Below are 12,143 nucleotides of genomic sequence, written 5' to 3'. Positions count from 1 at the left end.
GGACATGAAAAAATCCCGGGACACCGCTGCAGCGGTGTCCCGGGGCACTGGGGTGATCGACGGGATTTGAACCCGCGACCGCCTGGACCACAACCAGGAGCTCTACCAACTGAGCTACGACCACCATGGATCGGATGAGCTGCGCCCTGATCCCTCAGGACTGACGCGCTCGTCGTCACGAGTATTCAGCATAGTGCGCCCCATCCGGCGAAAGCCAATCTGGTCAGCGGCTGCGTGGTGCGGATCTCGTTGCCAGAACCGCCAAGCCCACCAGCATGAACCCCGCCGCGATGAGAAGCGCCCACCGGGTGCCGTCGGTGAACGCCTCCGCCATCCCCGCTCCCGGCAGCGCACCGGGCCCATGCCCGGCCGCGTCACCCACGGACACGGTCAGCGCCCGCGCACCTCCGCGATGGCGCGGTAGGTGCGGATCGCCGCTTCCGCTGCGGCATAGCCGGCGTCCTCGCTCGCGCCCTCTCCCCCGGCGCGGGCGATCGCCTGCTCCTGCGTGTTCACGGTCAGCACGCCGTTGCCGACGGGGGTGGACTCCTCCAGCGCCACCTGGGCGAGGCCCGAGGTGGCTGCGTCGCAGATGTAGTCGAAGTGCGGGGTTTCGCCGCGGATCACCACGCCGAGGCCGACCACCACGTCGGCGGCGCGGGCGAGGGTCTGCGCCGCGATCGGGACTTCGAACGAGCCGGGGACGCGGATCTCGACGATGTCGTCGATGCCCGCGTCACGGGCGGCGCGCCGGGCGCCGTCCATCAGCGAGTCCATGATCTGCGCATGCCAGGAGGCGGCTGCGATGCCGATCGAGCGGGGACCGTTCTCTGCGGGGGCGAGCGGGGTGGAGGGGGTGCCGTGTCCGGCCATGGGGTTCTCCTTCTGGTGCAGGGTGGTGGGTGGGGTGGGGTTCAGAGCGCGGTGAGCAGGTGGTGCATGCGGTCGCGCTTGGTGGCGAGGTATCGGGCGTTCTGCTCGCGCGCCGGCACTTCGGCGCTGCGGATAGAGCGGACGCGGATTCCGTCGGCCTCCAGCGCCGCCGCCTTCACCGGGTTGTTGGTGATGAGGTCGACCTCGGTGAGGCCGAGGCGGCGGAGGATGCCGGCGGCGTCGGTGTAGAGCCGCGCGTCCACGGGCAGGCCGAGGTCGCGGTTGGCGTCCACGGTGTCCGCGCCCCGGTCCTGGAGGGCGTAGGCTCGCAGCTTGTTGAACAGGCCGATGCCGCGGCCTTCGTGTCCGCGCAGATACAGCAGGGTGCCGCCGTCGCGGGCGATCGCGGTGAGGGCGGCGTCGAGCTGTTCGCCGCAGTCGCAGCGGTGGGAGCCGAACACATCCCCGGTGAGGCATTCGGAGTGGAGGCGGACTGTGGCGCTGGGGCTTCCGTCGGCCCCGGGGGCGCTGATGCGGTCGGGGCCGTCGGCGGTGAGGGTGAGGTGCTCGCCGCGCTCCGTCTGCCAGGCGCGGGCGGTGAACGTGCCGTGCGGGGTGGGCAGGTCGATGGGGTCGCTGGCGGCGATGCCGTCAGAGCAGTCGTCAGCTCCCTCGCCGCGACCGTCGGCGGCACCGTCGGGGTCGTCGGCGCCGTCGGCGCTCTGCGGCCGGCCGACGGATGCGGCGTGCCCATCGAGCTCCTCCAGCAGGCCGCTGGCGAGGATCTGCTCGATCGTGATGATCGCAAGGCCGTGCTCGGCGGCGAACGCGGCGAGGGCGGGCGCGCGCATCATGGAGCCGTCGTCGTGGACGATCTCGCCGATCACCCCGGCTCGCCGGAGCCCTGCGAGGCGGGCGAGGTCGGTGGCGGCTTCGGTGTGGCCGGGGCGTTCGCGCAGACCGCCGGGACGAGCGATCAGCGGAACGAGATGACCGGGCCGGATGAGGTCGGAAGCCTCCCCGGTGACGAGGGTGCGGGCGGTGAGGGCGCGGTCGTGCGCGCTGATGCCGGTGGTGGTGCCGTGGCGGGCGTCCACGGTGAGGGTGTAGGCGGTGAGCTTCGGGTCCTCGGAGTTCGGCACCATCAGCGGCAGGCCGAGTCGGCGTGCACGGCCCGGGGTGATGGGGGCGCAGAGGTAGCCGGAGGTGTGGCGGACCATGAAGCCGATCTGCTCCTCGGTGGCGAGTTCGGCGGCGAGGATGAGGTCGCCTTCGTTCTCGCGGTCCTCGTCGTCGAGCACAACGACGGGTCGGCCGGCGCGCAGCTGGTCGAGGGCATCGGGCAGGGGCGTGAGTCGGAGCGTCATGCGCGGGCCTCCTTCGGGGCGTCGGCGGGTGCAGCGGTGGAGCGGTCGCACGCGGATGCTGGGGCGGGCCGCGCGGCGGCGACGGCGAGGAGGCGCTGGGTGTACTTCGCGATCGCGTCGGTCTCCACGTTCACCCTCGTGCCGACGGATGCGCGCCCCAAGGTGGTGGCGCGCAGCGTCTCGGGGATCAGCGCGACCTCCGCGAAGGGCTCCGCAGCGCCCGGCGCGGACACCTCAGTGATGGTGAGGGAGACGCCGTCCAGCGCGATCGAGCCCTTCTGGGCGATCTGACCGGCGAGGGCCGACGGGATCTGCACCCGCAGACGGCGCCACTGCCCCTCGTGGCGGCGGTCCACGACCGTACCGACCGCATCGACGTGGCCCTGCACGATGTGCCCGTCGAGCCGGTCGCCGGCGCGGGTGCAGCGCTCCAGGTTGACCTCGTCACCGACTCTCGCACCGCCGAGCGTGGTGAGGGCGAGGGTCTCCCCCATGACGTCGGCGGTGAACAGCGCTGTGGCGGCAGCGCCCGGGTCCGCGGCGTCGGTGGTGGCAGCGGACTCTCCGGGTGCGTGCTCGGGAGCAGGCTCGGCCAGGGCGGTGAGGCAGACCCCGCTGACGGCGAGCGAGGCACCGTGCTGCAGATCCGCGATGAGGTCCGCGGGTGCCGACACGGTGAGGCGGGTGAGGGAGCCGCCGAGGTCGCGGATCTCGACGATCCGTCCCTTCGCTTCAACGATTCCAGTGAACATCAGGCGTCCTTCCGGTCGGGGGTGCCCGCGGTATCGGCCTGCGGCGCTGCAGGGCGGGGCCGGGCGTGGATGGTGACGGTGGTGCCGTGGATTTCGGGCGCATCAGCGTCAAAGTCCAGGCGGTCGGTGAGGGTCGACGGGTTCAGGCCAAGAACACTGGGCCGGCCTGCGCCGAGGAGCGTCGGCTCGATATGGACCCACAGGTCATCGATGAGGTCCGCGGCGAGTGCCGCCCCGATGAGGGTGGGGCCGCCGTCGATCAGGAGATGCTCCACGCCGTGCTCTCGGCGCAGCTGCGTGAGCGCAGCCGGCAGGTCGCGGGTGGCGAGGTGGACGAAGCGCCCGTCGGCTCCGATGACGGCGGACCCCTCAGGCACCGGGCGCTGCCCGATCACGACGCGCAGCGGCTGGTGCGCAGCGTCGCCTGCGGGGGTGCGGGCACTCAGGCGCGGGTCGTCCGCGATGAGGGTGCCGGTGCCGACGGCGATCGCATCGACATGCGCGCGCAGTCGGTGCCCGGCGGCGCGCGCTTCGTGGGAGGTGATCCACTGGCTGGTGCCGTCGGGAGCGGCGGTGAAGCCGTCGAGGGTCTGCGCGATCTTCGCAGTGACGAAGGGCCGCCGTTCGAACTGGGCACGCATCCACCGGTCGTTGAGCCGCTGCGCATCCGCGGTCAGCGATTGCGCCGCAGCCGCGTCGCCGGGGGTGCGGCCGTGGTCGGTGTGAGCGACGGCGTCGACCCAGGTGAGGGCGGTGATGCCGTCGGCCCGCAGCAGGTCCGCTCCCCCGCCGGCCCGTTCGGTGGGGTCGGCGTGGGCGAACAGGCAGGCGGTGACGCCGGCGTCGATCAGGCCCCGGGCGCACGAGGGGGTGCGGCCGCTGTGGGCGCACGGCTCCAGCGTGACGATCATGATCCCGCCGCGGGGATCGTGGCCGGCGGCGCGGGCGCGGTCGAGGGCGTCGGCTTCGGCGTGGGGCGTGCCGGCGCCGCGGTGCCAGCCCTCCACGGTGTCGCCGCTGGGCAGAATCAGGAGGGCGCCCACTCGGGGGTTGGCGCTGCGTGGTCCCTTCTGGGCGAGTCTGATCGCGCGCGAGAACGCCGCGGCCAGCTCGGTGCCTGGAAGGGATGAGAGGAGTTTCCCGCTCATCGGTTCCTTTCACGACACCGGGCGCGGGAGACGGACGCTCGCCATGAGGGCGCGCGCCAGTTGTGTTCCTCCCATCCAGACTGTGACTGTCGGCACCGGAATTCCACCGGTCAGGCCAGCTCAGCGGTCCCGCGGGTGCGGGCCGTGGAGCCGGTTAGCGGGCTGTCACCGCCAGTTCGGAATTCCACCGATTCCCGGAACAAGTGCGTCCAGTGTAACCGAGCGCATTCCGGATCACATGCGCGACCAGCCGAGGGTGGACGGCCCGATCGTGGGCGTCCAGCCGGTCTCGTTGAAGAACCGCAGGGACGACACCCGCAGGGAGCGCCGCTGCACCTCGAGGCGGGGGCTCAGCGCGAGCTGCGCGATGTCGTTGAAGAACCGGGCGGGTTTGTCCGCCTTCGCTTCGCGGCCGAGGTCCTTCGCCCAGCGCTCACGGCGGATCGGCTCCCCGCCCACGTTGTAGAACCCGGAACGGGCCTTCAGGGCCGCGGTGAAGGCGCGGCCGGCGTCCTGGTGGTGCAGCAGGGTGATGTAGTCCGACGGCTTCCCCAGCAGCACCGGGGCCCCATCGCGCACCTTGCGCAGGGTGTCCGTGGTGGCGGGGTCGCGACCGTACAGCTGGCCGAGCCGCAGGATCACCGCGGAGCGGCCTCGGTTGGCGAAGTCGACCGCGGCGCGCATCTCGGTGACGCGGGCTCTGAACGCGGAGCTGCGGACGTTCAGCGCCTGGTCCTCACCGATCCAGTCATCGCCGTTGTCGGGGTACATGAACAGGGAGGACTCCTGGATCAGCTTCGAGCAGCCGGCATCAGCGGCGGCCTGAGCGATCGCCACGGACGCCTCCTGATGGAGACGGTCGTCCTCACGCCACGCGAGGGGTCGCAGCGCGGTCATGCCGACGGGGATCTTCGCGAGAGTGTTGATGACGACGTCGTGCCCGCGGAATGCGCGGGCGAGGTCGGAGGCGCTGAAGACGTCGGCGACGACGGGGCGGGCGCCGCGTCCTTCGATGATGGGGATGCCGCGCTCCCGGCGGGTCACACCGGTGACCTCGTGGCCCTCCGCAACCAGAGCTTCGACTGCTTCCTGGCCGAGCACGCCGGTGGCGCCCGTGACTGCGATCCTCACAGGAGTCTCCTCGGTTCGTCGTGGTGAGCGGGGGGTGGAGACCAGTCTATGCGAGCCGGTCACCTGCACCTGGGGCCCATCCGTCCCGGACGACGGGCCGGCGGGTGCCGCGATGTTCGATGCGTCTCACGAACACCCGCTCGGCTTCCCCATGGACCATCAGGGCGTGTACTGTCTTTCGAGTACCGCACAGCGGGACAGGCGCCATTAGCTCAGTTGGTTAGAGCAACTGACTCTTAATCAGTGGGTCCGGGGTTCGAATCCCTGATGGCGCACACTGCATGGGAAGGCCCCGTCGGATCACCGGCGGGGCCTTCTGCATACCCGCCCCGCCCACTCGCATTGGTACGGTCGCTGCGAGGACGAAAAGCGCGGGGCCCCGTCGACCCCGGAGAACCGCCCCGGTCAGGCGCGCTGCACTGCCTCGTCGGATGTGGTGATGCGGGCGACGTGCAGAGCCAGATACGACACCTCGTCCGCTGTCAGGCTCTCGCCGAAGCGGAGGCTCACGATCGACGCGAGCTGCTCCGCCACGCGCACCGCCTCGGGATAGGCGTCGCGGATCGACTGACCGATCACGGAGGACACCTCCTCCAGCTGTTTGCCCTGCTGGATGCGGGCGAACAGGTACCGCACGTGCGTGATGAAGCGGGCTGTGTTCACCGTGGACTGCTCCAGCTCCACACCGAAGCGGCTTTCGATCACGGCGAGCATCTGCTGGATCACGCCCGTCATCCGGTAGGTGAAGGCGAGGTCCCCCTGATGCGCGAAGCTCGCGTTCACCAGGTGCAGCGCGATCGCCGTCTCCTCCGCCTCCCCCAGTGGGTCATCCACCTGGTCGTTGACGAGCCGCAGGATCGTCCGAGCCCGGTCGAGCTCCTGCGGGTAGAGGGCCCGCACTTCCGGCTCCAGCGGGTAGGCCGGTTCGTCGTCACCGGAGGCGCGGCGAGCAGCGACGCCCGCGATGTGGTCCGCGATCGCGACCACGAGGGTGACGGACTGGGCGAGCTTCTCATCGACCTGCCGCAGTGCGTTCAGGACGGCCCGGGCGATACCGGGATGCAGCTCGGCGAGCAGCTGCGCGAGATGGTCGGGGTCGCGTCCGTCGGCCGGCACGAACGTCTGGGAGATCTTCGCGGGGTCGACCGCATCGCCGGGGCGGGCCCGGAAGCCGAGCCCAGAGCCGGTGAGGATCACGGCGCGCCCCGACGGATCGCGGGAGAGCACGATGTTGTTGTTCAGCACGCGCAGAACCTTCATCGCACCCTCCCGCTGATCATGGATGTGTCAGACTCCCGACACTCTACTTCGCCACGCGGATCACCGCGTCACCGGCGCGGGCGGCGGAGCCGACGACGGGCTCCACCGAACCGAGCGACGCGGTGTTGGTGACGGTCATCAGGGTGGTGGCGGGGTGGCCGGCGCGGCGGACCGCGTCGAAGTCCACCACGGCGAGCACATCCCCGGCGTGCACGGACTCGCCCTGCGCCACGCGGACGTCGAAGCCGTCACCGCCCATCTGCACGGTGTCGATGCCGATGTGGACGAGCACCTCGACGCCGTCGGCGGTGCGGATGCCGTAGGCGTGACCGGTGGAGGCCACTGTCATCAGCTCACCGCCGACGGGCGCGGTCACCTGCACGGACCCGGCGTGCGCATCGGGTTCGATGCCGACGCCCTCACCGAGGGCGCGCGAGGAGAACACGGCGTCATCCACGTCATCCAGGGACAGGACCGCGCCGTCGAGCGGGGCGCCGATCGTCTCCGTGGGCCCGTCGGCCCGTCCGCTGGCAGCAGAACCACCGGCAGTCTGGGCGCCGACGGAGCCCTCCGCCGAAGGTTCCGAACCGGCGGCGTGGGAGCCGGCCGCAGCGGCCGCACCAGCGCCGGCGGCACCGGCTGGGAGGGGCGCGCCGGCACCGACGAGCTCACGCTCATCCGCCGTCGGGACATCGCCGCGCTCTGCGGCTTCAGCGGCGTCGCGCTCAGCGATCGCCGCCGCGCGCTGCTCCGGCGTCATGTAGTCGGTGAACACGATCAGCAGCATGGCGGTGAAGAACGCCGCGGCGATCGCGATGATGTACACGAGCGCGGGCGAGAACACCGGGATGGTCAGCAGCGAGGTGAACACGAAGGTGGAGGCGTTGACGCCGCCGAACAGGCCCACGATCAGGCCGCCCACGAGGCAGCCCACGAGCATGCGCGGGTAGATCCGCTTGAACCGCAGGTGGATGCCGTACAGGGACGGCTCGGAGATGCCGCCGAACAGACCGGCCGCGAGCGCACCCGTGGAGGTCTGCCGCATCACGCCGTCGCGGTGACGGATGGAGAGGATGAGGACGCCGGCGGTGGCGCCGAAGCAGGCGAAGTTCCATGCGCCCATGGGGCCCTGGATGAAGTCGTAGCCGAGGGTGTTGATGTTCTGCAGCATGAGCGCGTTCAGCGGCCAGTGCAGGCCCAGCGGCACCAGGAACGGGTACAGCAGCGGGATGAGGATGGCGAACACGATCGGGGCGTTGCCGTTGAGCCATGCCAGACCGGTGCCGAGGCCGGAGCCGAGCCAGATGCCGAGCGGGCCGATGAGGAACGCGGTCACCGGGATCATGATGATGAAGCTGAAGAACGGCACGAACACCATGTGCACGGAGCTCGGGATGATCCTCTGGAACAGGCGGTACACCAGGAACAGCAGAGGCACCATCATCAGCGGCACGAAGACCTGGCCGCCGTAGTCCTGCAGCTGCAGCGGGATCCCGGCGATGTTCGCCACGCAGGACTCGGTGCCGAGCGTGGCGTTGGTGGTGCAGATCGTGTCGGCGAACCGTTCGGTGTTCTTCAGGAGGATGTATTCGGGGGTCATGACGGCGGCCATGACGGCGGCGCCCACCCACGGGTCGATGTTGAGCTTGCGGGCGGCGTTGTACGCCACCATCACGGGCAGGAAGTAGAACACGCTGCGCCACATCGCATCGACGAACACCCAGGTGGCTGACTTGTCATCGGCGCGGAAGTCGACAACGCCGAAGGCGTCGAGCACCGCGGTGAACGCGATGATGAGGGAAGCGCCGAGCAGCACGCCCAGCAGGGGGCGGAAGGAGTCCGAGAGGTACTCGAAGAAGCTGTCGAGCCAGCCGAAGCGGCCGCGCGGACCGCCGGCGCGGGCCTCGGCCTTCACCTCGGCGTCGGTCTTGGGGCGTGCGGAGGAGGAGTCGCCGAGGAAGCGGGTCTCGGGCAGACTGATGATGTCGTTGTACATGCCGCCGACGGCGCCGCCGATCACCACCTGGTACCGGTCGCCTGCCTGCGGGACGGTGCCCATCACGCCGGGGACCGTGTCGAGCACGGACGCGTCGGCCTGGGCTGCGTCCTTCAGCTGAAACCGCAGGCGGGTGGCGCAGTGGGTGAGGCTGATGATGTTGTCGGGGCCGCCCACGCCCTCGACGATCTGCGCTGCTGGTGAGCGCGTCTGTTTGGTGGACATCGATGTCCCTTCCTTCCGGAGTGTGGCGAGGCACCGCGTTAAATGCGAAAAGACCCGAGACGGGCACAGTGGTGCTGTCTCAGGTCTTGCCTCGGAGGAGTAACAATCCTGCGCTGACTATAGCAGGGGCTCAGATGCCCGGCGCAGGGACGTTGGTCACCGAGCGCAGGAACGCCTGGGCGGGGGCCGACGGGCTGCTGCCGCGCCAGACGGCGCGGATGGTGCGGTCCAGTTCGTCGCCGCTGATGAAATCGGCCTCGACTTCCACGAGGGTGCCGCGCTGCAGGTCCTCGAGCACCACCAGTTCGGACAGGACAGCGGGGCCGCCGCCGGCGAGGACGGCGGAGCGGACGGCCGCGTTGGAGCCGAGTTCCACGATGGACTGCAGCACGGCCTCCTCCCCCAATGCCTGCTGGAGGGTGAGTTTGGTGCCGGAGCCGTCCTCGCGGGTGACGAGGCCTTCGGCGAGGATGTCCTCACGGGTGATCTCGGTGCGCTGCGCCCATGGGTGGCTGGGCGGCACCACGATGGCGAGGCGGTCGCGGGTGATGTCCTCAGTGGACAGGCGCGGGTGGACCGACGGGGTCTCCACGAAGCCGAGGTCGGCGCTGCCGCGCTGGACGTCGTCGAACACCCGGCTGGAGTTGCGGACCACGACGGACACGGTGATGCCGGGATGGGCGGGCTGGAATGCGGCGAGCCAGCGCGGGATCATGTGGTCAGCCACGGTGTTGGAGGCGGCGATGGCGAGGCTGCCGGTGGGGGCGGCGGCGATGTCCTCGAGGGTGCGGGCGTGGTCGCGGGCGGCGTCGAGGAGCCGGCGGGCGGTCTCGGCGGCGCGCTCTCCCGCTGGGGTGAGGCGAGCGCCGCGGGGATGGCGCGTGAGCAGCTGCGCGCCGAGGGAGCTCTCCAGGGCGCTGATGGTGCGCGACGCGTTGGGCTGGGCGATGCCGACATGGCGGGCAGCGGCCCCGATGGAGCCGAGTTCGCGCACGGCGGCGAGGAGCTGGGCGGTGCGCAGGTCGGGCAGATCCGGAAGCATACGCCGATGATATGCCCCCGTGCGGGGGGCATGCCTACCGGAAGCGACGCGAGCGGCGAAGACTTGTCCCCATGTCCCGACACGCATCGACCCCCCAGACCCTGACCGCTCCAGCCCCCGCCGCCACCCAGGCGCCGGCCTCCGCACCGGCACCGGATCCGGGCCCGCGCCGCGGCATCGGCGGGCTCATCCCGGGCATTGCCCTGTGCGCCGCCGGCATCGCTCTCGCGTTCGCGATCTCGACCGTGACGGGCCCGATCAGCGCACTGCTGATCGCCATCGTCCTCGGCATGCTGATGCGCAACACGATCCGCGTGCCCGACCTGGTCGAACCCGGGATCGCGTTCAGTGCGAAGCACCTGCTGCGAGCCGGCATCGTGGTGCTCGGCCTGCAGCTGGCCATCGGCGACATCCTCGCCCTCGGGTGGGGCGTTCTGCTCCTCGTGGTGGCGGTGGTCGTCGTCGGCCTCGCCTCCTCTCTCGCCATGGGATCCATGCTGGGGCTCAGCCGTCCGCATTCCCTTCTGATCGGCTGCGGCTTCTCCATCTGCGGCGCTGCTGCTGTGGCGGGCGCCGACGGCGTCATCCAGGACAAGAAGGAGGAGGAAGTGGTCTCCGCCGTGGCGCTGGTGGTCGTGTTCGGCACGATCATGATCCCGCTGCTGCCGCTGATGGCCTCCGCGATCGGCTTCACCACCGACCAGACCGCGATGTGGGCCGGCGCCTCCGTGCACGAGGTGGCGCAGGTCGTCGCCATCGGCGGCGCCCTCGGCGGTGCCGCCCTCGGAGCGGCCGTGATCGTGAAGCTGGCGCGTGTGCTCATGCTCGCCCCGGTGATGGCCGGCATTGCGATCGTGGAGCGCCACCGCCTGGGCCAGCGCGGGGCCGACGCGTCCGCGACCACCATGCCGCCGGTGATGCCGATGTTCGTGGCCCTGTTCATCGTGGCTGTGATCCTGCGGTCGATCCTGCCGATGCCGCAGGGCCTGCTGGATGCGGCGAGCCTCGTGCAGATCCTGCTGCTGGGTGCCGCGATGTTCGGCCTCGGCGCCGGCGTCGAGCTCAGCATGTTCCGCCGCCTGGGCCTGCGCCCGGTGATCCTCGCCCTCGGCTCCACTGTCGCGGTGACGGTGGTGGGCGGCCTCGGCGCGGCACTGCTCGCCTGAGCGCCGCCGCCGCATGATCTCGAGCATCACACGCGGTGATCTGGTCAGTGCCGCCCAGCGTCTGCTTCGCCGTCACTTGTCACCTCATCGCCGACGAAGCCGCCGGGTGTGATGTTCGACCTACCTGCCTGTGGCCCCGGTTCCGAGTGGCGCCGGGGCCGCGAGGGCGATAGGGTGGTCTCCGTCGCTTCGGCGATGACCTGTTGCCTCAGCGGTCACCTGCTGTGAGCAGCGAAGCGCCATTAGCTCAGTTGGTTAGAGCAACTGACTCTTAATCAGTGGGTCCGGGGTTCGAATCCCTGATGGCGCACCACCACGAGAAGCCCCGTCGGAAACCCGGCGGGGCTTCGTCGTGTCGCCAAGCAGGCCCATCCCTTCATAGAGGCTCCCGATGGCCACACCGAAGTAGCGAGCGATCTCCTCAACTTCGGACGCTTTCCAGGTCGAAGCGCCGCGAAGCTTGGCGAAGGTCTGGTTCCGACTGACTCCGATTGCGAGCGCCAGATCGTCGGCTCGCACGTCACGAGCAGCCATGAGCGCCTTTGTCGCTGCCGAGATTCGCTGGTCAGTGGTCGGGAATTCATGCGCTGGGGCAGTACTCATGTAAGTCACGCTAGCGGCCCTGAAAGCAAAAAACACGCTGTACGCGCCAAGTTCTTGCGAGAGTACGGAAATCCGTACTACGCTAAGGACCATGAGTACACAGGCGAGACTTGCAGACGTCCTCCTTCGTGAAGCTGGTCATGGGGGTCTGTGGGAGTGGGCGATGGATCAGCGGCGGTCGGTGACTCCGGCGCCGTGGGATGACGTTGCTCAGCGCCTGGTGCGGGAGACCGATGGCGAGGTTCAGGTCCGCGGTCAGATGTTGCGCCGGTGGGTGCAGCGGGCTGAGCAGGACCGAGCTCGCGATGGTGAGAGCTGAGGGGATCAGTAATGTCCGCGATGAATGACGAGCAGGAGTTTCGGGAGCTTCTGATAGCTGCTGCCGCTGACCCTGCGGGTTGGTCATCTCCTGCTGGTGAAGCTCTGGCGCACTTTCTGACGCGGGTGCTGGAGCCTAAGAGCGCGACCACTGAGGGCGCGGGCGATTGCGCTGCTGAGGCGGTTTTGGTGATCTCGGGGCGCGGTGGTCTTGCGGCTTCGGCGGCTCGGATTCTGGAGATGGATGCACCGTTGGGGTTCG

The 12,143-nt window shown here is 70.0% G+C and carries 9 protein-coding genes, 3 tRNA genes, 1 pseudogene and 1 riboswitch; of the genes and pseudogenes, 3 read left to right on the top strand and 10 right to left on the bottom strand.

Features of this window, described 5'->3' with window-relative positions:
* Positions 1 to 48 precede the first annotated feature (48 nt).
* The 6 genes from R3I40_RS03055 to R3I40_RS03030 all read right to left on the bottom strand — a co-directional run bounded on the left by R3I40_RS03055 (position 49) and on the right by R3I40_RS03030 (position 5,271).
* Positions 49 to 124, bottom strand: a tRNA-His gene (locus R3I40_RS03055).
* A gap of 266 nt (positions 125 to 390) precedes the next feature.
* Positions 391 to 873, bottom strand: coding sequence for a 6,7-dimethyl-8-ribityllumazine synthase (gene ribH, locus R3I40_RS03050; RefSeq protein WP_259923256.1), 483 nt, complete (start codon positions 871 to 873; stop codon positions 391 to 393).
* A gap of 41 nt (positions 874 to 914) precedes the next feature.
* A complete protein-coding gene (ribB, locus tag R3I40_RS03045; protein WP_285262402.1) occupies positions 915 to 2,240 on the bottom strand; it encodes a 3,4-dihydroxy-2-butanone-4-phosphate synthase in 1,326 nt (441 codons plus the stop codon).
* Positions 2,237 to 2,992 (bottom strand): riboflavin synthase, encoded by a 756-nt coding sequence (locus tag R3I40_RS03040; protein ID WP_285262403.1) that lies wholly within the window; start codon positions 2,990 to 2,992, stop codon positions 2,237 to 2,239. The genes ribB and R3I40_RS03040 overlap by 4 nt, the downstream gene beginning before the upstream one ends.
* Positions 2,992 to 4,140 carry a bifunctional diaminohydroxyphosphoribosylaminopyrimidine deaminase/5-amino-6-(5-phosphoribosylamino)uracil reductase RibD gene (locus R3I40_RS03035; protein ID WP_285262404.1) on the bottom strand — a complete coding sequence of 383 codons (1,149 nt, stop codon included), beginning with the start codon at positions 4,138 to 4,140 and terminating at the stop codon, positions 2,992 to 2,994. Before R3I40_RS03035 ends, R3I40_RS03040 begins: the two co-directional genes overlap by 1 nt.
* Positions 4,141 to 4,199: 59 nt before the next feature.
* Positions 4,200 to 4,346, bottom strand: a riboswitch (FMN riboswitch).
* 28 nt (positions 4,347 to 4,374) lie between these two features.
* Complete coding sequence (locus R3I40_RS03030; protein WP_239376259.1) at positions 4,375 to 5,271, bottom strand: NAD-dependent epimerase/dehydratase family protein; 897 nt, start codon at positions 5,269 to 5,271, stop codon at positions 4,375 to 4,377.
* A 201-nt stretch (positions 5,272 to 5,472) separates the two neighbouring features.
* On the opposite strand from R3I40_RS03030, the gene R3I40_RS03025 reads away from it, so the two are divergent.
* Positions 5,473 to 5,546: transfer RNA gene (locus R3I40_RS03025), tRNA-Lys, on the top strand.
* Positions 5,547 to 5,676: 130 nt separating this feature from the next.
* Here R3I40_RS03025 and R3I40_RS03020 read toward each other — a convergent pair.
* The 3 genes from R3I40_RS03020 to R3I40_RS03010 all read right to left on the bottom strand — a co-directional run bounded on the left by R3I40_RS03020 (position 5,677) and on the right by R3I40_RS03010 (position 9,794).
* On the bottom strand, positions 5,677 to 6,531 hold the full coding sequence (locus R3I40_RS03020) for a PRD domain-containing protein (protein ID WP_239376261.1): 855 nt from the start codon (positions 6,529 to 6,531) through the stop codon (positions 5,677 to 5,679).
* Between the two features lie 43 nt (positions 6,532 to 6,574).
* Positions 6,575 to 8,752 (bottom strand): glucose PTS transporter subunit IIA, encoded by a 2,178-nt coding sequence (locus R3I40_RS03015; protein ID WP_285262405.1) that lies wholly within the window; start codon positions 8,750 to 8,752, stop codon positions 6,575 to 6,577.
* 130 nt (positions 8,753 to 8,882) lie between these two features.
* Positions 8,883 to 9,794 carry a LysR family transcriptional regulator gene (locus R3I40_RS03010; protein WP_285262406.1) on the bottom strand — a complete coding sequence of 304 codons (912 nt, stop codon included), beginning with the start codon at positions 9,792 to 9,794 and terminating at the stop codon, positions 8,883 to 8,885.
* Between the two features lie 71 nt (positions 9,795 to 9,865).
* On the opposite strand from R3I40_RS03010, the gene R3I40_RS03005 reads away from it, so the two are divergent.
* On the top strand, positions 9,866 to 10,960 hold the full coding sequence (locus R3I40_RS03005) for a YeiH family protein (protein ID WP_285262407.1): 1,095 nt from the start codon (positions 9,866 to 9,868) through the stop codon (positions 10,958 to 10,960).
* Positions 10,961 to 11,196: 236 nt separating this feature from the next.
* A tRNA-Lys gene (locus R3I40_RS03000) sits at positions 11,197 to 11,273 on the top strand.
* Between the two features lie 125 nt (positions 11,274 to 11,398).
* Here R3I40_RS03000 and R3I40_RS11555 read toward each other — a convergent pair.
* A pseudogene (locus tag R3I40_RS11555) lies at positions 11,399 to 11,494 on the bottom strand (hypothetical protein); the annotation flags it as partial.
* Between the last annotated feature and the right edge of the window lie 649 nt (positions 11,495 to 12,143).

This window comes from Helcobacillus massiliensis, assembly GCF_033106145.1.
Taxonomy (GTDB): Bacteria; Actinomycetota; Actinomycetes; order Actinomycetales; family Dermabacteraceae; genus Helcobacillus; species Helcobacillus massiliensis.
This window is presented reverse-complemented; position numbering and strand designations above follow the sequence as displayed.

Excerpts from the sequence above, each read along its gene's own strand:
- ribH (WP_259923256.1), bottom strand. The coding sequence starts at position 873 with ATGGCCGGACACGGCACCCCCTCCACCCCGCTCGCCCCCGCAGAGAAC.
- ribB (WP_285262402.1), bottom strand. The coding sequence starts at position 2,240 with ATGACGCTCCGACTCACGCCCCTGCCCGATGCCCTCGACCAGCTGCGC.
- R3I40_RS03040 (WP_285262403.1), bottom strand. The coding sequence starts at position 2,992 with ATGTTCACTGGAATCGTTGAAGCGAAGGGACGGATCGTCGAGATCCGC.
- R3I40_RS03035 (WP_285262404.1), bottom strand. The coding sequence starts at position 4,140 with ATGAGCGGGAAACTCCTCTCATCCCTTCCAGGCACCGAGCTGGCCGCG.
- R3I40_RS03020 (WP_239376261.1), bottom strand. The coding sequence starts at position 6,531 with ATGAAGGTTCTGCGCGTGCTGAACAACAACATCGTGCTCTCCCGCGAT.
- R3I40_RS03015 (WP_285262405.1), bottom strand. The coding sequence starts at position 8,752 with ATGTCCACCAAACAGACGCGCTCACCAGCAGCGCAGATCGTCGAGGGC.
- R3I40_RS03010 (WP_285262406.1), bottom strand. The coding sequence starts at position 9,794 with ATGCTTCCGGATCTGCCCGACCTGCGCACCGCCCAGCTCCTCGCCGCC.
- R3I40_RS03005 (WP_285262407.1), top strand. The coding sequence starts at position 9,866 with ATGTCCCGACACGCATCGACCCCCCAGACCCTGACCGCTCCAGCCCCC.